The 21,895-nt window shown below is 64.9% G+C and carries 18 protein-coding genes; 5 read left to right on the plus strand and 13 right to left on the minus strand.

From position 1 onward, the window contains the following. Window positions 1–4: 4 nt before the first annotated feature. Complete coding sequence (locus tag IRZ12_RS00575; protein ID WP_296462958.1) at window positions 5–3,151, minus strand: alpha-1,4-glucan--maltose-1-phosphate maltosyltransferase; 3,147 nt, start codon at window positions 3,149–3,151, stop codon at window positions 5–7. Continuing rightward, entirely contained in the window at window positions 3,151–4,677 is a 1,527-nt protein-coding gene (gene glgA, locus IRZ12_RS00580) for a glycogen synthase GlgA (protein WP_296462961.1), read from the minus strand. Before glgA ends, IRZ12_RS00575 begins: the two co-directional genes overlap by 1 nt. Window positions 4,678–4,982: 305 nt before the next feature. Here glgA and IRZ12_RS00585 point away from each other — a divergent pair, with 305 nt between their 5' ends. Continuing rightward, the gene (locus IRZ12_RS00585; RefSeq protein WP_296462964.1) at window positions 4,983–5,375 is read left to right on the plus strand and encodes an ankyrin repeat domain-containing protein; all 393 of its coding nucleotides are present in this window, start codon (window positions 4,983–4,985) and stop codon (window positions 5,373–5,375) included. A gap of 9 nt (window positions 5,376–5,384) precedes the next feature. On the opposite strand, the gene IRZ12_RS00590 is transcribed toward IRZ12_RS00585, so the two are convergent. Then, window positions 5,385–6,578 (minus strand): MFS transporter, encoded by a 1,194-nt coding sequence (locus IRZ12_RS00590; RefSeq protein WP_296462966.1) that lies wholly within the window; start codon window positions 6,576–6,578, stop codon window positions 5,385–5,387. A gap of 153 nt (window positions 6,579–6,731) precedes the next feature. On the opposite strand from IRZ12_RS00590, the gene IRZ12_RS00595 reads away from it, so the two are divergent. Further along, the gene (locus IRZ12_RS00595) at window positions 6,732–8,150 is read left to right on the plus strand and encodes an MFS transporter (RefSeq protein WP_296462969.1); all 1,419 of its coding nucleotides are present in this window, start codon (window positions 6,732–6,734) and stop codon (window positions 8,148–8,150) included. A gap of 19 nt (window positions 8,151–8,169) precedes the next feature. Here IRZ12_RS00595 and IRZ12_RS00600 read toward each other — a convergent pair whose 3' ends face one another. From IRZ12_RS00600 to IRZ12_RS00625, 6 genes are all read right to left on the minus strand, one after another. After that, window positions 8,170–9,798 carry a sulfite reductase flavoprotein subunit alpha gene (locus tag IRZ12_RS00600; protein WP_296462971.1) on the minus strand — a complete coding sequence of 543 codons (1,629 nt, stop codon included), beginning with the start codon at window positions 9,796–9,798 and terminating at the stop codon, window positions 8,170–8,172. Next, the gene (locus tag IRZ12_RS00605) at window positions 9,795–10,892 is read right to left on the minus strand and encodes an FAD:protein FMN transferase (protein WP_296462974.1); all 1,098 of its coding nucleotides are present in this window, start codon (window positions 10,890–10,892) and stop codon (window positions 9,795–9,797) included. Before IRZ12_RS00605 ends, IRZ12_RS00600 begins: the two co-directional genes overlap by 4 nt. 22 nt (window positions 10,893–10,914) lie before the next feature. After that, complete coding sequence (locus IRZ12_RS00610) at window positions 10,915–11,724, minus strand: DUF4198 domain-containing protein (RefSeq protein WP_296462977.1); 810 nt, start codon at window positions 11,722–11,724, stop codon at window positions 10,915–10,917. 44 nt (window positions 11,725–11,768) lie between these two features. After that, on the minus strand, window positions 11,769–12,281 hold the full coding sequence (locus IRZ12_RS00615; protein ID WP_296462980.1) for a DUF2271 domain-containing protein: 513 nt from the start codon (window positions 12,279–12,281) through the stop codon (window positions 11,769–11,771). A gap of 13 nt (window positions 12,282–12,294) precedes the next feature. Continuing rightward, a complete protein-coding gene (locus tag IRZ12_RS00620; protein WP_296462982.1) occupies window positions 12,295–12,933 on the minus strand; it encodes a PepSY-associated TM helix domain-containing protein in 639 nt (212 codons plus the stop codon). Window positions 12,934–13,092: 159 nt separating this feature from the next. Continuing rightward, window positions 13,093–13,314, minus strand: coding sequence for a dodecin (locus tag IRZ12_RS00625; protein ID WP_296462985.1), 222 nt, complete (start codon window positions 13,312–13,314; stop codon window positions 13,093–13,095). Between the two features lie 152 nt (window positions 13,315–13,466). Here IRZ12_RS00625 and mdtD point away from each other — a divergent pair, with 152 nt between their 5' ends. After that, on the plus strand, window positions 13,467–14,879 hold the full coding sequence (mdtD, locus tag IRZ12_RS00630; protein WP_296462988.1) for a multidrug transporter subunit MdtD: 1,413 nt from the start codon (window positions 13,467–13,469) through the stop codon (window positions 14,877–14,879). A gap of 51 nt (window positions 14,880–14,930) precedes the next feature. Beyond that, window positions 14,931–15,830 carry a recombination-associated protein RdgC gene (locus IRZ12_RS00635; protein WP_296462991.1) on the plus strand — a complete coding sequence of 300 codons (900 nt, stop codon included), beginning with the start codon at window positions 14,931–14,933 and terminating at the stop codon, window positions 15,828–15,830. A gap of 7 nt (window positions 15,831–15,837) precedes the next feature. Here the strand turns inward: IRZ12_RS00635 and IRZ12_RS00640 are convergent, their stop codons facing one another. The 3 genes from IRZ12_RS00640 to IRZ12_RS00650 all read right to left on the minus strand — a co-directional run bounded on the left by IRZ12_RS00640 (window position 15,838) and on the right by IRZ12_RS00650 (window position 19,870). Continuing rightward, the gene (locus IRZ12_RS00640; RefSeq protein WP_296462994.1) at window positions 15,838–17,235 is read right to left on the minus strand and encodes an MFS transporter; all 1,398 of its coding nucleotides are present in this window, start codon (window positions 17,233–17,235) and stop codon (window positions 15,838–15,840) included. Between the two features lie 18 nt (window positions 17,236–17,253). Beyond that, window positions 17,254–18,981: a sulfatase-like hydrolase/transferase gene (locus IRZ12_RS00645; protein ID WP_296462997.1), complete on the minus strand. Its 1,728-nt coding sequence runs from the start codon at window positions 18,979–18,981 to the stop codon at window positions 17,254–17,256. A 166-nt stretch (window positions 18,982–19,147) separates the two neighbouring features. Beyond that, window positions 19,148–19,870 carry a TerC family protein gene (locus IRZ12_RS00650; RefSeq protein ID WP_296463002.1) on the minus strand — a complete coding sequence of 241 codons (723 nt, stop codon included), beginning with the start codon at window positions 19,868–19,870 and terminating at the stop codon, window positions 19,148–19,150. A gap of 398 nt (window positions 19,871–20,268) precedes the next feature. On the opposite strand from IRZ12_RS00650, the gene IRZ12_RS00655 reads away from it, so the two are divergent. Continuing rightward, window positions 20,269–21,246: a threo-3-hydroxy-L-aspartate ammonia-lyase gene (locus IRZ12_RS00655; RefSeq protein ID WP_296463004.1), complete on the plus strand. Its 978-nt coding sequence runs from the start codon at window positions 20,269–20,271 to the stop codon at window positions 21,244–21,246. Here the strand turns inward: IRZ12_RS00655 and IRZ12_RS00660 are convergent. Further along, window positions 21,234–21,635, minus strand: coding sequence for a hypothetical protein (locus IRZ12_RS00660; protein ID WP_296463006.1), 402 nt, complete (start codon window positions 21,633–21,635; stop codon window positions 21,234–21,236). The two genes, IRZ12_RS00655 and IRZ12_RS00660, sit on opposite strands and share 13 nt — an antisense overlap. Window positions 21,636–21,895: the final 260 nt, after the last annotated feature.

Consider the following 21,895-nt stretch of genomic DNA (forward strand, 5'->3'; position numbering starts at 1 on the left):
GTGTCTAGAAGCGCCGAGCGATCCGCCACACTCTATAGGGTGCGTCCGGTTCCAGATAGACATACTGCATCTTTCCATGCCAGTCGAAACGGTGGCCATACAGCAGGTCTTCGACGCCCAATACCCCGTCGTCCGGCAATCCAAAATCCCAAAGGGGCAATTCCACGTGGGCGCCATGCGCCCCATGGGGATCGAGATTGACGACCACGAGCACCACGTTGTCGCGTTCCGGCGTAAACCGGGTATAGGCGAGAACCTGGTCATGGTCGGTCCTGAGAAAAGCAATGCCCGTATGGCAATGCAGGGCCGGGTTGTCCCGCCGGATGCGGTTGAGCATGCCGATCTCGGCCACGATGTTGCCGGGGCGGTCCCAGTCCCAGGCCCGGATTTCGTACTTCTCCGAATCGAGATACTCCTCCTTGCCCGGGACCGGCGTCGCCTCGCACAATTCGAATCCGTTGTACATGCCCCATGAGCCGGCCATGGTCGTCGCGAGCGCCGCCCGGATCAGGAAGCCGGGGCGTCCTGAATCGTGGAGGTGACGGGGGTTGATGTCCGGCGTGTTGACGAAGAAATTGGGGCGGAAGAAATCCGAGACCGGCGGGCGGGAGATTTCCTCCAGGTACGACGTCAGCTCCGCCTTGGTTTCGCGCCACGTAAAGTAGGTGTACGACTGCGAGAATCCCAGCTTGGCGAGCCGATACATCATCTTGGGGCGGGTGAAGGCTTCCGACAGGAACACCACGTCGGGATGGCGGGCATGCACTTGCGAAATGAGCCACTCCCAGAAAGGCAGCGGCTTGGTGTGGGGGTTGTCCACGCGGAATATCCGCACGCCTTGGCCCACCCAGAACAACACCACGTCCAGCAAAGCCAGCCATAGCCCGGACGCCGCGTCGCGGCCTCCCGGCCGCGCATAGAAGTCGACGTTGACGATGTCTTCGTACTTCTTGGGCGGATTTTCTGCGTAACGAAGCGAACCGTCCGAACGCCAGGCAAACCATTCGGGATGCTCTCTCAACCAGGGATGGTCCGGCGAGCATTGAACGGCAAAATCGAGCGCGATCTCGAGCCCATGCCGGGCCGCCTCATCGACCAATCGCCGGAAATCGTCCAGCGTTCCAAGTTCGGGATGGATGGCGTCGTGCCCCCCCTCTTCCGAGCCAATGGCATAGGGGCTTCCGGGATCGCCGGGGCCCGCCACCAAGCCGTTGTTGCGTCCCTTGCGGTTCTTGCGCCCGATGGGATGAATGGGCGGAAAATACAGGACGTCGAACCCCATCTCGCGTATCGCCGGCAGCCTGGCAATCACGTCGTCAAACGTGCCGTGGCGGCCCGGGTCTCCGCTTTGGGACCGGGGAAAAAGCTCATACCAGCTGCCGAATTGCGCAACTCGACGCTCGACCCGAACGGGAAACTCCGGCGAACGCGACGCGAACTCCCGTGGATCGAGGGCCCGCATCAGCGCTGCCGCCTCGGGCGATTGCAGCCATTGGAGGCAATCCTCCGGGGAGAGCCCCGGCAAGCGCTGCGCAGCCTCGCCCGCCCGGGCGCGTACGTCATCCTGGCGGTCCGTGCCGGGCGCACTGAGCACATTCATCACCCAGTCCCTGGCCTCGTCGACCTCGACGCTCACGTCCAACCCTGCGGCAGATTTCTTGCCCAGCTCGTCCACATAAGTCGAGAACGTGTCGCGCCATGCCTCGATCGCAAACCAACCCATGCCTATCCGTTCCGGGCGGCACATCGCTTCCCACCGGTCGTTGTCCACCAGCCGCATGGGAATGCGCGTCCACGAGCTTTCGTCCGCGGCCCGCCAGAGCAAGTCCGCGGCGAGCTTGTCGTGGCCATCCATGAATATGTCGGCCTGCACGCGCAGCGCTTCCCCCGGGGTGCGCTTGACCGCGAAACGGCCTCCCTCGATCACTGGCGAAACGGCTTCGATCGCCACGCGCGGGGCAGCCAGGGCCGCCGTCAGCGAGCGGCGGCGCGGCGCGCCGCCGAGCACGGGTGGCGCAGACCCCATTTCGAGGATGGCCGCGGCCCCCGGTTCGAGACGCACGGGCAGGCTGGCAGGCAACGAAGGATGGCCTGCGCCCCGTGCGCGCAAGACGCGTTGTGCACCATCGGGTAGCCGAGCTTGGAGTGCAGCCCAGTCGACCTCGGCATGCGCAAGCAAATTCGCGTTGAAAAGCAGCAAATGGAGCCGCTTGCCCCGCGGCGAGAACGTCCGGCGCAGCAGTGCCGCCGTCCAGCCGGGGCCGGCGCCAGCCAGTTGCACCAACTCGAGGCCGTCGGTGGATGCACTGGCCAGCCACCGATTGGCCGCCTTGACGTCCTCGGTCAGGTCGAGCTGGTCGTGCGGGGCGCCATCCAAGCCGTAACGTTCAAATCCCATTGGGGCCAGCCATCCCGCACCGGTGGCCACCGCACCCCATAAAGCCCGCACGGCCGCCCGGCGGCGGACCTGCGGATCCGGGACGCCCACGCCTACGGCACCGGGCCGGTACGGATCGACCGGAAACGCCAGCACCGAGCCGACTTCCTCGAGCGCATAGCGCTCGTCCATCAGCCACGCGCTGCGAAAATCCCACCAAGCGAACGAGGAGAAAACGTAAGAAAATCCCAGGCCCTTGAGACTGCGGACGGCAGCCCGCGAAAGGCCGGGTGTCCAGGCAAGCAAGTCAAGGCCGGCCGCCGCGTCGGACACCTGGCCCAACTGGCTGCGCAGCGCATCCGGCGGCACGTTTCCCAGCCCGCGCAGCAATAAACCGCCTATGCCCAGCTCGCGCCAAGCGGCAGCGCGCGCGGCCCAGTCGACCGTCGTGGCCGATTCGCCCGTCGTCACCGGACGCATGGCGCGCGGATCGAGCACATCGGAGCCGGCCTGCGCGGTTGCGCCGCCAAGCTTCCCGCAATCCAGGTAAAGCGCCAAGCGCCGCCGGGCGGCGGCGCGGACCAACGCACTGGCAGCCTGGGGATCCTCTGCCCGGTCAGCCTCGACCAACACCTGCCCGAAGCCGAGCGACGCTGCCTTCTCGATCAAGCTGCGCCACGCGGCGGCCAACTGCCCGGATTCGTCAAGCACCGGGCCCAGGTCCGCGCCGCGCGCCTGGTAGATACGAAGCGGAGTGCGCTGGGCGGCTGCCATCAAGCCCGTTTCCGGACGTCCGGAGCGGCCTGCGGGGCGATCACCCCGGAGCGCCTCGCCACCATCGGCGCCCCCACCGGCGCGACCGGAGCCAGCGAGCGGTACAGATTGAGGTACTGCGCGGCCGGAGCCTCCCAACCGAAATGCGTGGTCATGCCGTTCTTTTGCAAAGCCGTCCATTTGTGCGGTTGTGCAAATATGCTCAATGCATGCTCCACTGCCCGCAGCATGTCGTCGGGGGTCTGGCCATCGAACAAGATGCCCGTGGCAGCTCCCACTTCTGCCCCCGGCTCGGACGATAGCCCGGTGATGCTATCGGCCAGGCCGCCCACCCGCGAGGCGATGGGCACGGTTCCATACAACATCGAATAGAGCGGCGTCAGGCCGAAAGGTTCGAACCGGCTCCCGTGCAATAGCATGTCCGCCCCGGCATGCAATAGATGCCCGCGCCGCTCGTCATAACCGATATGCACGCCAAGATTGCGCGGATGCTGCTCGGCCAGCGCCCGCAGTTTCTCCTCGACCGACCGTTCGCCGCAACCCAGCACCGCGACCTGCAGCCGCGGATGCGCTGCAAGCAACCTGGGGAATATTTCGACCGCCACGTCCGCCATCTTCTGCGCCGTCAGGCGGCTGCCCATGGCCAGGACCGGCGCCTCGGGATCGGTCGGCAACCCGAAGGCGCGCTGCATCTCCAGCTTGTTGCGCACTTTGCCGCGCATGTCGAGGGCCGAGAAGTGCTCCGGCAAGAACGGGTCGATGCTGGGATCCCAGATTTCGGCGTCGATCCCATTGGGAATGGCCTTCAGTTCATGGGTACGCTGGCACAGCACGCCCTCTAGCCCGTTGCCGAAATCGGGCGTCAGAATTTCGCGCGCATAGGTAGCGCTCACGGTAGTAAGCCGGTCCGCATAGCGCAGTCCCGCCTTCATGAAGTTCAGCTGCCCCCAGAATTCCACCCCGTCGCTGCCGCGGTACGCCGGCGGAATGCCCAGTTCGTCTGCCAGGGACAAGGGGAAATTGCCCTGGAAAGCCAAATTATGGATCGTCAGCACGGTTTTGGGGCGTTTTACGCCTGCGGCGTGCAAATACAGTGGCGTCAAAGCCGCATGCCAGTCGTGGGCGTGCACGATATGGGGAACACGTATGGGCGTCGCCCCCATGGAAATCCGCTGTGCCGCCTGCGCCAGCGCGGCAAAGCGTATCGCGTTGTCGGGGAATTCCCGGCCGTCCGGGTCGACGTATGGATTGCCAGGGCGCATGTAAAGCGCATCGTTCCGTAGCAGCAGCACCGGGATTTCAGCATCCGCGGCCCAGCCGGCCCAGACTGTGGCATCCCCGCCCACCAAGCCGGGCAGTTCCGCAACCATTTCGAGTTCGATGGCCGCATCCAGGGCGCTTGGGTAGGCGGGCATCAAGATCGTGGCGTCGACGCTCGCGTCGCGCAACGCTCGCGCCAATCCGCTCACGGCGTCGGCCAACCCTCCGGTTTTTGCGAGCGGCAAAGCCTCTGATGTAACAAGCAAGACTCTCGGCAGCAAGATTTTTCTCCGGCAAAGATGCTTCCCCATGGGCAGCGGGATGAGTGAGAATCAAGGGGGCCCTCGGGGGTTCTGCCGAAGCGCGCATGGTGCAAGGCGCCACAGGCACCGATAAAAATTACCGCCATGAGCAAGATGTACACGTCCGGCCGACGCTTTCCCCGGGATTTGCATCCCTTGGTGCTCAAGGGGCAATATGCGTGCCATGGCCGGAGGGCCACGCCCATCCGAGTTTCAATGACTGCTTCCTGGGAGACCGGGTGGAGTCTGCTATCTCAGGAAGACATGATATGGTTCCGAACGAATACCAACCCAGCGCGTCCGTGCTCGCCCTGGCCGGCAAGCTCTTTCAATTGGCCAGGGAAGGCCGGGCCGAGGAACTCGGGGCTTACCTGGAGGCGGGTGCTCCCGCCGATCTCACGAATGAAAAAGGCGATAGCCTCATCATGCTGGCGGCCTATTACGGGCATGCCGAAATAGTAAAAAAACTACTGCAACACGGCGCCGACCCCAACCGCGTCAATGATCGGGGCCAAAGCCCGTTGGCGGGAGCCGTGTTCAAGGGCAGCGAAGACGTCGTGCAAGCGCTGCTTGCCGGGGGGGCGGACCCGGACCTCGGCACCCCTTCGGCGCGCACTACGGCGCACATGTTCGGCCGTTCCGAACTGCTCGGCAAAGCTTGAAGCGGCCTGTCAGGCAGCCTGGCCGCGTGCGGAGCGTCCCCACTGCCAAAGCAATGGAACCAGCACCACGGCCACCGCCGGATACAGCAGCCAATTGATGGTTTCCCAACCCGCGGCATTGAACAGCTTGCCGGAAGAAAACGACGCAAGGGCAACCGACCCGAACACCAGCAGATCGTTGAAGGCCTGGACTTTGGTCCGCTCCTCAGGCCGGTAGCAATCGGTGACCATGGCCGTCGCGCCAATGAACCCGAGGTTCCATCCCACGCCAAGGAACACCAGGGACAGCCAGAAGTGCGCCACGGAGAGGCCAGACAGCGCGACCGTGCCCGATACCGCCATCAGCACCAGCCCCGCCATGGTCACGCGCTCCTTCCCGTAACGGTTGATCAGGCGCCCGGTGAAGAAACTCGGCGCGAACATCGCGAGCACATGCCATTGAATGCCCAGCGCGGCCTGGCCGACCGTATGCCCGCAGGCGACCATCGCGATCGGGGCCGCGGTCATGACGAAGCTCATCATCCCGAACGACACGATGCCAGCCATCACGGCCACGACGAAGCGGCCCGACGACACGATCTCGAGAAGCGGCCGCCCCCCGCTGCGCTCGGCCGCCGGCTTGACGGTCCCCCGCAACATCATCAGGATGGGAATCGAAAGCAAGGCCAGCACGGCCTGCCCGAGGAAACTCCCGGCGAAAGGCATGCCGGCGACGGCGTCGCGCGTCCAGATGACGGTCTGAGGACCGACGACCGCCCCCACGAGGCCGCCGACCATGACCCACGAAATCGCGCGCGGACGAAAGGCGGGATCGGCCCCGTCGGTGGCCCCGAAGCGATAACTTTGCACGCAGGCGCCATAGATGCCCGCAATTGCGGTGGCCAGGCAAAAGAGTGCGAACACCCCCGACGCAATGCCGTGGGCCCCCAGCAAGCCCGCCACGGCCCCGATGGCGGCCCCCAGCATGTACGCCGCGCGGCGACCGTATCGGCGCATCAACATCGCTGCAGGAACAGTGCCCAAGGCGACCCCGAGGTTGTAGAGGCTGACCGGCAAGGTTGCCAGCGCTTTGTCTTCCGCAAGCATTTGGCCCACGAGGCCGCCCAGGGAAATGACGATGGCCGGATTGGCCCCGCCCAGCACTTGCGCACAACTGAGCACGAGCGCGTTGCGCCGCACCGTGCTATCTGTCCGTTCTTGCATGTTCTGCTTGTCGCCGCGGGGGCCTGGGTTCTTGGTCTTTCGTGATTCTAGGTGATTTGCGCCGCGGGGAGACCGGACGATGATCCCGCCAGCCTGTAACAGAGGCGATATACTGCCCGCGCGCTTTCCGGCACGGATGCCCAGCGCCGTTTCATGACCACTGCCCAGCCGAAGAAACTCAACGTCATCTGGCTCATCGTCGCCGCCGCCTTCTTCATGGAGACGCTGGACGGCACCGTCATTGCCACTGCACTGCCGCAGATGGCGGCGACTTTCGGCACCAACCCCGTCCACCTCAGCATCGGGATGACGTCGTACTTGGTGACGCTGGCCGTATTCATCCCGGTCAGCGGCTGGGTCGCGGACAGGCTGGGCACCCGCCGCGTGTTCGCCTGGGCCGTCGCTGCCTTCACCCTGGCCTCGGTGCTGTGCGCCCTCAGCACCAGCGTCGTCCAATTCACCGCGGCCCGGATCTTCCAAGGCATGGCCGGCGCGATGATGGTCCCGGTCGGCAGGCTGGCGGTCCTGCGCAATACGGGCAAGGAGGATCTAGTCCGCGCCATGGCGTTCATCGTCTGGCCGGGACTGATTGCTCCTGTCATTGGGCCGCCGCTGGGCGGCTTTCTGGCTACGTATTTGAGCTGGCAATGGATTTTTCTGCTGAACGTGCCATTCGGCATAGCGGGCATTTTCCTGATACGCGTTTACGTCCCCGAGTCACCGCCGCAGCCGCGGCGACCGCTCGACACAGTCGGCTTTGCCCTCTGCGGGCTGGCGTTGAGTGCGCTCATGGTAGGCGTCGAAATGCTGGGATACGGTGGTCGTTGGCTACTGTCTGCCGGGTTGATCGCCGCCAGCGTCATGCTCGGAATCGCGCTCGCGCTGCACCTGCGCCGCCATCCGCATCCGCTGATCGACCCGACCGTCATGGGCGTGGCCTCGTTCCGCTCCGTCATGATAGGAGGCACCATTTCCCGCACGGCCATCAGCGCCATGCCCTTCCTGCTGCCGCTCCTGTTTCAGGTGGGCTTCGGACTGAACGCCTTCGAGGCCGGCATGCTGTATCTGGCGAGCATGCTGGGCAACCTGGGCATGAAGTTGGGCACGACGCAAGCACTGCGGCGCTTTGGCTTCCGGAACGTACTGGTATTCAACGGGGCACTGGCCGCGGCGTCCATCGCCCTATGTGCCGCGCTGTCGCGGGAAACACCCGTGCCGCTCATCGTGCTCATCATGCTGGTGTGCGGCATGACCCGCTCCATGCAGTTCACCGGGCTGACGACGATGGCTTTCGCCGAAGTACCCCAACCGCAAATGAGCACGGCCAACACCTTGTTCAGCACGACGCAGCAAATGTCGATGGGACTGGGCATCGCGGTCGGTGCCGTCGCGCTCCACGCGGCTGCCGCGGCGCGAGGCGCGGGGGATGGGTCATACCAGGTTGGCGATTTCCGCATCGCATTCATGCTCGTCGCCCTGCTGGCCTTGAGCGCGCTGCTCAGCTTCACGCGGCTGCGCCGCGACGCCGGTGCGGAAGTCAGCGGCCATAAGGGAGCCAGCGAGCGGACCTGACGGATCCGTTTGTGGCGAATCAATACACGTCGCGCCGATAACGCCCCTGCTCGGCCAGTTCGTCGAGGCGGTCACGGCCCAGGATGCGCTCCAGCTCGGCGCCGACGCCCGCGGCCATGCCCTGCAGGCTGCCGCAGACATAGATGGCAGCCCCCTGCTCGACCCAGGCGGCGAGCTCGGGTTCGGCGCCCCGCAGGCAGTCTTGCACATAGCGGGGCCAGCCCGGCTCCCGGGAAAAAGCCAAATCCACTCGGGTCAACAAGCCTCCGGCGCGCCAAGCCTCGATTTCGTCGCGAAAGAAAAAATCCGCGCCCGGCGTGCGTTCGCCGAACAAAAGCCAATTGCGCCCAGCGCCCGCCGCCACCCGCGCCTTCAGGTGAGCGCGCAGCCCTGCCATGCCCGTGCCATTGCCGATCAGGATCAAGGGACGACTCGGGGGGGGAGGATGAAAACCTCCATTGCTGCGCAGCCTGACGGCTATGGATGCGCCCAGCTCCGCATGCCGGGTCAGCCAGCCAGACCCCAACCCGAGCCTGCCGTCCGGATATCGCACCTGGCGCACCAGCAGCTCCAGGCTTCCGTCCGAAGGGAGCGACGCGATGGAATACTCGCGATGGGGAATGGCAGGCAGGGCATCGACGAGCCGGTCGGCCGGCAAACCGCGCAGCGCGGCGAGCCCGGCCGCATCGTGGGGTAGCAGGCGGTCGGCCAGCGCCTCGCGCAGCGGCTGCTCGCCTTCCTGGCTGCTGGCCACTTTCTGCCCTCCGTCCATGCCAAGCTCGCGCAGGAACGCCTCGACCGCCATTGGATCATTGCGCGGCCCAACCTCTGCGATGTCGCCCGCCATCCACTCGGCTTTGCTGCCGGAAGCGGGCGACAGGCACACATGGTACGCTGGCCCGCCTGGGCTGCCCGGGTTCAGCAGGCGGCGCCCGGTCAGCGTCCACGCCTGATAGCTAGGCGGAGCCCAGTCCTCCATTTCCACGCTCGCACCCAACACGCTCAAGTAATGCTGCCAGTGCCGCAGCGCACCCGCGTCCCCGTCGTCCACGCAGAGGGTGTCGAACATCGGCTCGGCGCCCTGCCTGTGCAGCCAGGCAGCCAGCAGTTTGCCGAAGGCACAGTATTCCCTGTAGCTGCTGTCGCCCAACGCCAGGACGCCGTATGCCAGGTTCGGCAGGGGCAGGTTCCCGGAAAGAGTCTTGCGCGCAAACCTCGCTGCACTGTCGGGGACATCGCCCTCGCCGGTCGTACTGACCACGAACAACGCCTTGCGGAAGCGCTGCAGGGCCGGTCCGCCCAGTTCCCCCAGGCTCGCCAGGCACACAGGTACCCCGGCAGCCTCGAGCGCACGCGCACTTCGGCGCGCGATCTGCTCCGCAAAGCCGGTCTGGCTGGCATACGCCACCAGCAACGCATCCGGCGCCCAAGGTAAAGGAACAGGAGCCGCCGCTCCGCGGTGACGCGCGGCAACCCAGAAGCAAAACAGAACATAGCAGGCCGCCACGAGCGCTCCCGCGACGATCCGCCGGACCTCCGGCTCGACGGGTCGGCCGGTGCCGATGACCACGATCAATGCGGTCAGCGTCAACAACGTCGCCGCGGCAGCGGCAGTGGCATGCCACCTTTGGCGAAATATCCCATTCATTCCATCATCGCCGCGAAATTGGGCGTCATCGCTTCCTGGTAGCCGCCTGCGGCGCGCCACGCGATATAGGCGGCCAAGCCCCGCCGCGAAGCCCAGGCCAAGCCCTCCTCGGGCCCCATGACCGTGAGGGCCGTGGCCATGGCGTCGGCAACCATGCATTCCGGATGCAGCACCGTCACGGACGCCACGCCGTTGTCGATCGGCCGCCCGGTGCGCGGATCGATGGTGTGGCTGTATTCGCCGCGGCCGTCGGCCGCATAGCGGCGGTAATCACCCGAGGTGGCGACCGCCAATCCATGCAACGCGACCCGTGTGAGGGGCAGCGCCTCCCCCGCATCCGGGGGACGCTCCAGATCGACCCACCAGGGCTGGCCATCCGGCTTGACGCCATGGCCGTACAGCTCGCCCCCGATCTCCACCAAATAACTCGTCACCCCAGCACGCCGCAATGCGCGGCCAACCGCATCCACGGCGTACCCCTTGGCGATGCCGGACAGGTCGACATATGCGCCTCCGGGCTGGCGCGCCCGCTTGCGGGAAGCGTCTAGCTCGATGCGATGCCAGCCTACGCGCGCCCGCAAGGCGGCCACCTCTGCATGGGACGGGCGGCCCCGCGCGCCCTGCGGGCCGAATCCCCAGAGGTTGACCAGCGGACCGACGGTCGGGTCGTAGGCCCCACCGCTTTCACGCGCAACGTGCATCGCGTGCTCAAGAACGACGAACAGCGCCTCCGGCAGCACCTGCCACGAATCGGCCGGCGCAGCATTGAAACGGCTCAAATGGGAATCTTCGCGCCATGTGCTCATCTGCTCGATGACGAGATCGAGCTCTGCCAGCACGAGCGCTTCCAGATCCGCCGGCGGCGAGCCGCCGGCGACGAACTTGGCCGACCAGCCCGTCCCCATCGTCAGGCCGCCCATCGTGCGCACGCGCGCGTGCGCCGCTGGCAGCCTCAGCGCCTCCTGGGACAAGGCCGGGGGGATGAGCACGCGCGGCGCGGCGTCTTGGGAGCCGTGCGGCGGCGCGGGCGTCGAGGGCGCGCGTGCCCCCGCCCCGCTTCCCTCGCTCGCGCCCTCCTGTCGTTTGGCCCGCATGGGGACGTACGCCACAAGCGGATTATTCAGGCAGCACCTCGAACGTCGCCACGTAAGTCGCTCGCCGCTCCTTGGCCGCACTGAACGAGGCCTTGTCGTCGCGAACCTCGGCTTCCATCCAATACATGCCGGGAGCCGGCCACGTCACGGAAAACTTCCCTTCCGCGTCGGTTTTCGTCTTGATTTCGTTCAGCTGGTCGCGGTAGCGAATGCCACCCGGCACGATGGACACTTCGATGCCGGCAGCCGGCTTGCCGTCGAGCAGCAGTTGGAAGGTTGCGGTTTCCTTGGCGAACAAGTCGTTCGGGTGCGTGACGGGGGCCAGTTCCAGCCCTTGGCCAGTGGGACGCAACGCCGTATCGGTGGGCTTGCCGACGGTCACGAAAGTCTCGACTCGACCTTGTGTTTGGGTCACCCGCAAATCCTGGGCGTTGGCCGGCACATCCTGGGCGAACTTTTCCGGGGAGCCGCGCCAACGCTTCGGTTTGCCATCTTCCTTGTAGGAAGCGAACAGCCCCGAATTGACCACGGCCAGCCTATACGTCCCCGGCTGCGTCAGGTGTACGTCGAAGGTGCTGCGATAACGGCCGGTCGACTGGTTCTCGGCCTTGGCCGGCGTGCCGTCGGGCGCAGTGACCGTCAGGTTGTGCAGTTGCAGGGGGAAGTGCTCGAAATAGAACAAGTCGTTCGATACCGCGGCATCCACCGTCACCCACGGATCCGCCCCCGACAGCACGGTCGCGGAAGGCAGCATCCACATCCGGTGCGCCTGTACCGACAGTGGAAGACTGAACGCAAGGGCCAGTGCCACCCACTTCAAGGATTTCTTCATCTTCTTTCCTGTTTTGAAACCATGAGGACTCGGATAGGGTTCGATCAGGGCTTGATTTGCAGCGCGACCCGACCGAGCTCGTGCTGCCCGCGCGCTTCCGCCTGCTCTGGACCCTTGGGCGGCCAGTGGAACGGGATGCGCAGCAGTTCACGGCCGCCGACTTCGCGCGCGGCTTCGACCACGAGCTCGTATTTCCCCTCGGCCAGCTTGCCGAGCGGCGCCTTGCCCTCGCTAAACGACAATTGATGCTCGCCGACCGGCCTCGTCGCGCCACTGACGCCATCCACGGGCATGGTCAACTCCCGTCCGCTGCGACGCCACCACTGGCGCAAATCCTTGAGCCATTTGGTGCCCTCGTCGTTCTTGAGCTTGAGGTCATACCAAACGGCCAAATTGGCGGCCACCTTCTGGTCCGGACCTTCGATCCATACCGCCACGTAAGGACGGTGGTACTCCGCGACGTTCAGCCGCGGAATCTCGATCCGGACTGCCATATCGGCAGCTTGGGCCTGCCCGACCAGCAGCCCGGTGACGGCTGCCGGGATCAGCGTACGCATAGACAAAACCTCTTCAGTGGATGAAAACGAGGGCCAGGAACAAGGGTACGGCCACGCCTAGCGCCACCATGGGCCAGGTGACTGGCCGGTTGCGCGCGTGCATATGCAGCAGGAAAAAGCCCGTCACGCAAAAAACGAGGCAGGCGATCGCAAAAACGTCGATAAACCACTTCCAGGCTTCGCCGGTGTTGCGCCCCTTGTGCAAATCATTGAAGTAGGAAATCCACCCGCGGTCGGTGCTCTCGTAACGCACGGCGCCATCGGGCAAGTCGACGCTCAGCCAGGCGTCGCCACCCGGCCGGGGAAGAGAAAGATAGATTTCGTCCGCAGACCATTCCGCTGGCTGCTCGCCTACCGGGACGGAAAATTCGCTAAGCAACCATTGCCGAACCGCTGCAGGCAACGGCGCCTTTTCCGCTCCGCCCCCCTGCTCCAGCTCGCGGATGAGGTCGGGCGGCAATTGCCCTTCTTTGGAAACGACGTGCGGGCGCGCCTCGATCTGGGCGGCGTGATTGAGCGTGATGCCGGTGGCGGCAAACAAGAGCATGCCTACCAGACAAATCGCCGAACTGATCCAGTGCCACTGATGCAGATGCTTTAACCAGAATGAGCGACGCTTCTGTTCCAGAAAGCGATCCGACGATTTGTCCATACGAAGCGGTGCGCAGCACTGCTAGAGAATTGATCCAATTATGAATGATAACAATTCTCAAGCACTGCTTCCACCACACTATTTCGCGAGCGGCCAGGGCGTCCGAGCCAGGCTGGGAGGACGAGCTGGCACGGCCGCCCGCGACCGCGCCGCCCTGCCTCACTTGTCTTTGGCATCTTCCAAGCGCACGCCGACTTTCAGGCAAACCTGCCAATGCGCAACTTTCCCGTCCTCGATGTGTCCCCGCATTTGCGTGACCTCGAACCACTCCAGGTGGCGCATCGTGCTGGCCGCCCGGTCCACGGCATTGCGGATGGCATCGTCGCTGGACGTCGTGGAAGAACCGACCAATTCAAGCTGCTTATATACGTGTGCCGACATCGTCGTCTCCTAGCTGGGGAACCCTCGCGGCCAGCAAGGAGCATGCCCGTGCCACGTGCGCCGGGCGTGGCCGACTCCCTCCCGGGGCGCCTGGCCGGGGAATCACGCTATGCTTATGCCACTCCCTGAAGGGCCTAGACCGGCGCATACCCGTGGAAACGAAAAAGACGCTCAACGTCACCCTCTGGCTGGTGGCCATTGGCCTTTTCATGCAGACGCTGGATACCACCATCGTCAATACCGCGCTGCCAGCCATGGCCCAGAGCCTGGGGGAGAGTCCGCTGCGGATGCAGTCGGTGGTGATTTCGTACGCCCTGACCATGGCCGTGCTGATTCCGGCTTCCGGTTGGCTCGCGGACCGCTTCGGGACGCGCAAGGTCTACTTCACCGCCATCGTATTCTTCACCCTCGGCTCGCTGCTGTGTGCAGCCTCACAGAGCCTCGGCCAGCTTGTCGCGTCGCGAGTCATCCAGGGAGCCGGAGGCGCCATGCTGATGCCCGTCGGCCGTCTCACCATCTTGCGCAGCTTTCCGCAGCATCGCCTGCTCCCCGCGCTAAGCTTCGTCGCGATTCCGGCCATGGTCGGCCCCATGATCGGCCCCGTCCTGGGAGGGTGGCTTTCCGAGCAGCTCTCCTGGCACTGGGTGTTCCTGATCAACATTCCCGTCGGCATCGTTGGCGCCATCGCCACGCGCACTTACCTGATCGACAAACGCAATGACGAGCGCGCGCCGTTCGACGGTGTCGGGTACGGCTTGCTGGCCTTCGGCATGGCGGCCATATCACTTGCCCTCGATGGGCTGTCGCACCGGGCGATGAGCCATGCCCCTATCGTGCTGATGCTGGTGTTCGGGCTCATCAGCATCGTCACCTACTGGATCCGCGCGACGCGCCAGGCCAACCCGCTGTTCTCCCCGGCCCTATTCCGGATCCATACCTTCTCCATCGGCCTGCTCGGCAGCCTCTTCGCGCGTCTGGGCAGCAGCGGCATGCCGTTTCTCCTGCCCTTGCTGCTGCAGGTCAGCCTGGGTTACTCGCCCACGCATGCCGGCCTCATGATGCTGCCGGTCGCGGCGGCCGGAATGATGAGCAAGCGCATTGCCACCTCGCTCATCAACCGCTACGGCTACCGCCACGTGCTCGTGGTGAACACGGTGTTGGTCGGATTGACGATCGCAAGCTTTTCCCTGATCACGCCGTCTCATCCGGTCTGGACGCAGGTGCTGATGATGGCTTTCTTCGGCGGCGTCAATTCCCTCCAATTCACGGCCATGAACACCTTGACGCTCAAAGACCTGGGTCAGCAGGGCGCGAGCAGCGGCAACAGCCTCCTTTCGATGATGCAAATGCTCGGCATCAGCCTGAGCGCGACCGTGGCCGGTGGCATCCTGGACGCCTTCAGCCGCCTCATCGACCAGGGTAGCCCCACTGACACGCTCTCTGCTTTCCACGCGACCTTCATTTGCATAGGCCTGCTCACAGCGGCATCGGCGTGGATATTCTGGCAACTCTCGCCGGACGTGCCGCGCGAAACCAAGAAAGACGATTCGCTGGACCTGGGCTAAAGAATGCGGCCCCAAGGGTCGTATAGAATCGACCCTTTTGCCCGGTCCGCCATGTGGTTCAAGAATCTGCAAATCTATCGCCTTCCTGCCCCCTGGCCCATGTCGCCCGAGCGGCTGGACGAACTACTCCGGCCGCACGCCTTTTCCCCTGGATCGAGCCTGGAGCTGCAGACCCAAGGCTGGGCGCCCCCGCTTGAAAACGGCAGCATGCTGGCGCACGGCGTGGGCGGACAATTGCTGATCACGCTGCGCACCGAGAAGAAGCTGCTGCCCGCCACGGTAGTAAACCAGGTGGCCAAGGCCAAGGCCCAGGAAATCGAAGAACAGCAGGGTTTCAAGCCCGGGCGCAAGCAGATGAAGGAAATCAAGGAGAGTGTGCGGGAAACACTGCTGCCCCGCGCATTCAGCATCCTGCGCGACACACGCGCCTGGATCGACACGCGCAATGGCTGGCTGTGCATCGATGCCTCCTCGTCGGCCCGCTGCGATGAGCTGCTGCAGCTCCTGAACCGGGCCATCGACAAATTTCCGCTGGCAGGCCTGCACGTCCAGACCTCGCCCGCCGCGGCCATGACGGACTGGTTGGCGAGCGGCGAGGCGCCGGCCAATTTCACCATCGACCAAGACACCGAACTGCGCTCTACCGGCGAAGGGCGCGCGACCGTACGCTACGTGCGTCAGTCAGTGGAGGCGGAAGACGTGCGGCGCCACATCGAGTCCGGCAAGCAATGCACCCGGCTGGCGATGACCTGGGCTGATCGCGTTTCCTTCGTGCTGACCGAGTCCCTGGCCATCAAGCGAATCGCGCCACTCGACGTCCTGAAAGAAAACGCGGATGTGCAGGCGCAGGATGACGCCGAACGTTTCGAGGCCGACTTCGCCCTCATGTCCGGTGAATTGGCCAAGCTCATCGCCGACATCGTGGACGCGCTCGGAGGCGAGAAGGCCTGATTTCCGGTCAAGCCCGCATCGCCCGCCTGGCGCTCCAGACCGCCAAAGCGGGGGCAAGCGCGAAGGATCCGAATAGCCAGGCCGACGCCGAGCGGGCGCCCTCCAGGCCACCCGGCTCGGCCAGGCCCCCGGCATTGGCCACCATCCCGGCAAGCGCGGCGCCCAGCGCGATGGCATACAGCTGCAGAGTCGTGACCGCTCCGGAGGCGAGGTTCTCTTCGCCGGCGGGCGCTGAGCGGAACACGCGCGTAACGAGGTGGGACCAGCACATGCCTATGCCGAAACCTACCGCGAGCAGCGCCGCACACAGCACCGCGAAAGCCATGGCGCCCGCCGGATGCGGCATGAGGAGCGCCAACGCGGCCAGCCCCACCGTCGTCACGACGGGCCCGCCCTGCACGAGACGGATGACCGCCACGCCAGTACGACCGGAAAACAGCAAGGCAGCGAGCGTCCAGCCTCCCGCCATGACAGCCGTCAGATAACCGGCGACCAGCGGCGAACGACCGTGTATTGCCTGCAGAAAATACGGAACGAAGATCTCGCTGGTCAGCCCGACGACGAGCATCGCCATCGTCAGATAACTGGCCCCCAGGACACTACGCGTCGAATAAGCGCCCGTGGGCATCAGCCTCGGTGCACCGCGCCTGTCGATCACCGACATCCACGCCGCCAGCGCCAGGCCGGCCGCCACCCCGGCGACATGCCAGCTCAGCTGCGTCGAAAGGCTGCCTATGGAAATGGCGAGGACGGAGCACGCCAGCATTCCCAGCTTGGCCCACGGAACGCCCCCACCGGACGGGGACTCCGGGGCGCCTGCCGGAACCAGGCGCCCCACGAGCGCCGCTAGCCCGGCGGCAACGGGCAATAACGACAGGAAGGCGGGTCGCCACCAGCCCAGCGTGGCGAATAGCCCGCCCACGGCAGGCCCGGACAAGGTCGCAACACCCCACATGGCCGACACGAATGCCAAGGCCCGGGGCCACAGCCTCGGCTCATAGACCATGCGAATCAGCGCGTAAGAGAGTGCGAGCAATACGCCGCCGGCCAAGCCTTGCACCGTGCGCCCGATCAACAGCCACCACATGGCCGGAGCACTGGCGCAGGCCAGGGAACCAGTGCAAAACACCATCAGCGCGTAGAGATAAGCGCGCCGCGGGCCCAGGCGATCGATGAGCCGGTAGGATGACGCCGACCCGAGGATGGAGGCGACCACGAACAACGTAGTATTCCAAGCATAGTAGGTCAACCCGCCTATGCTTTGGACGATAGTGGGCATGATGGTCGTGGCCACGTATACATTGATCGCGTGCAGCGCCACGCCGCCGGCCAACGCCAGCGAACGCAGCGCGTTGCGGCCTGTCACCAGCTCGAAAGGGGAAGAGTCTTGATTGACGGAAGACATGAACGAGCCATGGAGCGCTCAGCGTGCCACCAGTGAGCGGGCCGGATCGCGCGGGCGAACCGGCAAGCTATGCCCCACCGAAACGACGTCCGAGAATTCGAGCGTCAACCCCTCGTGGACTTCCATGAAGGTATTGGCGCCGTAAAGATTCTTGCCCTGCACGTAATGCACGCCTTCGACGGCGGACGGGTACCTGATGTCCCGGCCCAGGAGTCCTGCGATCCACCGGGCCATGTCGAAGTGGCTGACCCAGCGCCGCCGCGCCAGTGGCTCGGAAACGGAGGAAGACGCGTCACGGCTCCAGATCAGGACCGGCACATCCGCCACCTCCGGCTCCAGGACGTTGTGCCCCCACATTCCCCTCGTCCCCAGGAGTTGGCCGTGGTCGCCGGTGATGACGAGATGACGCGGGCCGGGCAGCTTGTCGAACTTAGCCATCATCCGGTCGAGCAGCGAATCCAGGTAAAGCACCGCATTGTCGTAGGCATTGCGCCCGCGCACCTCGCGCGGCAGGCTCGGGTCGTCCGGCCAGCGGGCGTAATGCTCGCGGGCGTGCTGGTAGTTGGCCTCATAAGGCGCATGGACCGAACGCAAGAGGACCACGACGAAGGTTTTCTGTGGCCACTCTTGCTCTTCCAGCAGCGACAACAAGGCGTCGTCCCCCTGTTGCCGGAAACGCTGCGGTGCATCTTCCCGCGTAATCGATACGTCGATGTAGGGACTGCCCGCATCGTTGAGTAGCTTGGACTCCTGCGAGGAGATCCAATAAGTCTTGAAGCCTGCCTCCTTGGCGAACCTGAACAGATTCGTCGAGAAAGTCCGGATCTGGCCCAGCTGGCCCGGCTCGCGCACGGCATTGAGCATCAGCGGCATGGTGGCAGCGGTAGATACGGCTGCAGCGACGCCCGCGCGGGCGATCAACCCATCCTCCATGCGCCGGGCCAGCCGCGGCGTGGTAGCGCGCTCATACCCCATGATGCCCAGGTGCTCGCTGCGCAGCGAGTCCGCGACGAAAAGCCAGACATGGCGGGTATCGGACTCGACCGGCGAGACCATGGGCGACGCGGCATCCGAAACTGGTGCCGCGTGCGCGGTGTGGCGCAGGACCTTGGAATCGCGCAGGACGTCGTGGACCAGGAAGAAACTGAACGTATTGAGCGAGTTGTGCAACCCGCTGCGCGTCGGTCCTGGCAGGAACGCGTTCAGGTCGCGATACGAAGCGCGGTAAGGCTTGGACAACAGCCCCGCCGCCACCAGCGCCAGGCCGAGCGCGCGCTGCCAGCGCCGCAGGTCTGGCCGCATGAACTTCATGAACAGCCACCATGCCGTCAAATAAGGCACCAACACGGCAAACAGCACATAGGCGTGGTCGGCGAACTCAGCCAGCGCGACCTGCTTGACGTCCTGGAATTCCGAAAACAGGCCTGCCAGCACGATAGGGTCCAGCGGCCGTCCGGTATAAGAAATGTGACTGAGCTGCACCAGCTCCATCCCGGCCAGGAGGGCCAAGATGCAGGAGACGAAGACGCGGCTGCCGCAAAGCCATAGGCCGAGGTTGAACGCGCACAGCGCCGCGAAATAGTTGAGCTCGAAATCGGCTTGGTTGAAGGAAGTGAAGCGTTGCTGGATCCAGTCGTCCAGCATCAACAACACGGTGGTCAGCAGTACGAGCGCAGCACGGAATGCGAGGTGGCGCCAGGACAACATCCCCGGCCGGGGCATGCAGGTCAGGGATTCGAGAGTCATGCGTATCAAGAGAAGCGGGCCCGTGGCATCCGACAAAAGATGACGCCCGCCATAGGTCGGGCGCCATGCATAAGGCGGAACCGGCACCGCCCCGGATGGCAGCCGCAAGATTAACCCAGTTCTGGGGCAATTGGGCACCAACCTGCCAAAATGGGCGACGAAAAGCTCATGCGGCGCGGGATTCGGGGCCCCGCGCGCGCGCACGGCTGCCGACGACCATGCGTCCACCGCCCAGGATGGCAGCCAGGGCCACGGGATAAAGCAACCATTGCACCCAGGCATGCGCCTCGAACCAAGGCTTGACCAGAGGCTCGCCCATGACCATCTTGACCGCAGTCACCACCAGCACGCCCGCGCCGATGTAAATGATCACCGGGTAGCGCTCCATCAAACGAAGTATCAGGCGGCTGCCCCAGACCATGATGGGAACGCTGATGAGCAGGCCCAGCACGACCAGCAGGAAGCTGCCATGCGCGGCGCCCGCCACGGCCAACACATTGTCCACGCCCATGACCGCATCCGCGATGACGATGGTCTTGATGGCGGCTATGAAGCTGGTATTGGCAGATGCATCGCCGTGATCGTCGTCCTCGGCGGTCAACAGGCGGTACGCGATCCACAGCAGCGCAAGCCCGCCCACCAGCATGAGCCCAGGAATTTTCAGCAGCCACACGACCGCCAGCGTCATGAGCGTGCGGACCACGATGGCCCCCACCGTGCCCCAGACGATGGCTTTTTTCTGCAGCGACGGCGGCAAGTTACGCGCCGCCAGCGCGATGACGATGGCGTTGTCGCCGGCCAGCACGATGTCGATCACGACGATCGAGGCCAAGGCGAAGAGGAACTGAGTGGTAAAGATATCTGCGGCAAGAGCCGAAAGCCATTCCACGATGGAAGTCTCCAGAGAAGTTCGGGCACCTCTGCTGGCATAGGAATGACGGGGAACGGGAGCACCCATGCAGCACCTGATGCCAGGCTGCAAAGGTCTTGTTCGATCACCGGGCGGTGATCCGCACGACCGGAGGAAGGCGAGCTTCCACGTATTGACGATCGGGCGAAAGGGCCACGGACGACCCTCGAACTACTCCCCTTTGGAGGAACGTACGACGCGTACGTTAGGCGCGATTGTGACCGCTGGCGCCACCTGCGTCAACCTTGGGAGATACCCGAGGATCCCCTGCGCATGCCTTGGCGGACCTGCATTCTGGCCGAGCGGCTGCGGCGTGCGTCTTCGTATAAGCTTGGCAGGTCGGCCGCACCTGGCCGGAATTTCCGTTGGAGCCCGCCATGTCCGTCGCCTTCCATGCCGTCGAGGCCGCCGCCGCGCTGCTGGCAGGCCATGCCCACCAAACCCCGGTGCTGACCTCGCAAACCGTCGATGCGCAAACCGGCGCGTCCGTGTTCTTCAAGTGCGAAAACTTTCAGCGCATGGGCGCTTTCAAGTTCCGCGGCGCGTATCACGCGCTTGCCCGCCTTCCAGACGAGGCTCGCCAGCGTGGAGTCGTCGCCTACTCCTCCGGCAATCACGCCCAGGCGGTCGCGTTGGCCGGTCGCATGCTCGGCATCGCTGCCACCATCGTGATGCCGGACGATGCCCCGCGAGTGAAGCTCGAGGCAACCCGCGCCTATGGCGCACGCATCGTCACCTATGACCGCAATACGCAAGAACGGGAGGCCCTCGCCGCCGAACTGGCCGCCCGCGAGAGATTGACCACGATTCCTCCGTTCGACCATCCGGACGTCATCGCCGGCCAGGGTACCGCGGCGCTGGAGCTGCTGCGGGCAACCGGCCCGCTGGACTACCTGCTGGTACCATGCGGCGGAGGTGGACTGCTATCGGGTTCGGCCATCGCCGCAAGCGGCTACACGCCGGGAATCAAGGTCATAGGCGTGGAGCCGGCCGCTGGCGACGACGTCACCCGCTCGTTCCGCAGCGGCACCCTGCAGAGCGTGGAGAATCCGCAAACCATCGCCGACGGCGCACGCACGACATCGGCAGGCAAGTACACGTTCCCACTGATCCAGGCTTATGTGCACGACATGCTGACCGTCACCGACGAAGAGCTGTTGCGCAGCATGTTCTTCCTAATGGAGCGCATGAAGTTCGTGCCCGAACCTACCGGCGTGCTGGGCGCGGCAGCGCTGTTATCAGGCAAGCTTGACGTCCGGGGCAAGCGCGTCGGGGTCATCATCTCGGGCGGCAACGTAGATTTGTTCGCACTTGCACCCTATTTGGCCCGCGGCCGCGAGACTTACGCCGCATGAACGCCGCGCTCGGTGCCTGCAGGCCCTGCTACGCCGGCTGATGCAGCGCATGCCACCTCCGCCCCCGTACCCTGGCACAGGGGCCATGCTGCCTGCACCGGGCGGAAAGTCACGATCGTCATCAACAGCACGGCGATGGCCAGGTCGCGGCGCGGGGTCTCGTAACGCTCCGAACGCAGGCGCTTGACGCCCCACAGGACCAGCACGATGGCGCCCCCCATCAGCAGCGCGGCCAGAAATGCACCGGCATACTGCGTCAGCACCGGTACGCGTGCGCTGAACGGCCCCTCGGGCAACGGCCCGCGCAAGGCACTGGACACGAGAAACATCAGGCCCAGCGCGCCCGCCAACGCTTCCCAAGACAAATCTCGATCGACAAAAAACTTCACGGCGAACCCGCGGCAAAGAGATACCGACAGTGTAATGGACGGCCGAAGCGACCAAACCATGTGCCGCTCGCTTTCCCTGCCCGGATCGGCGACGACGCACACGCCATCCCCGACAGGACGCCCCGGAAAGCGGCAGGCAGAGGATGGCCAAGCGCAAAAAAAAAGGTTCATCGAGCATTACCGGGGAAGGCGGCACGGATTTTCAGGAAGAAGTATTCCTGGTCGCGGTAGCCATACGCGCGGCGCTTGATGACCTTGAT

It is taken from the genome of Pigmentiphaga sp. (genome assembly GCF_019689535.1).
In the GTDB taxonomy this organism is placed as follows: domain Bacteria; phylum Pseudomonadota; class Gammaproteobacteria; order Burkholderiales; family Burkholderiaceae_B; genus Pigmentiphaga.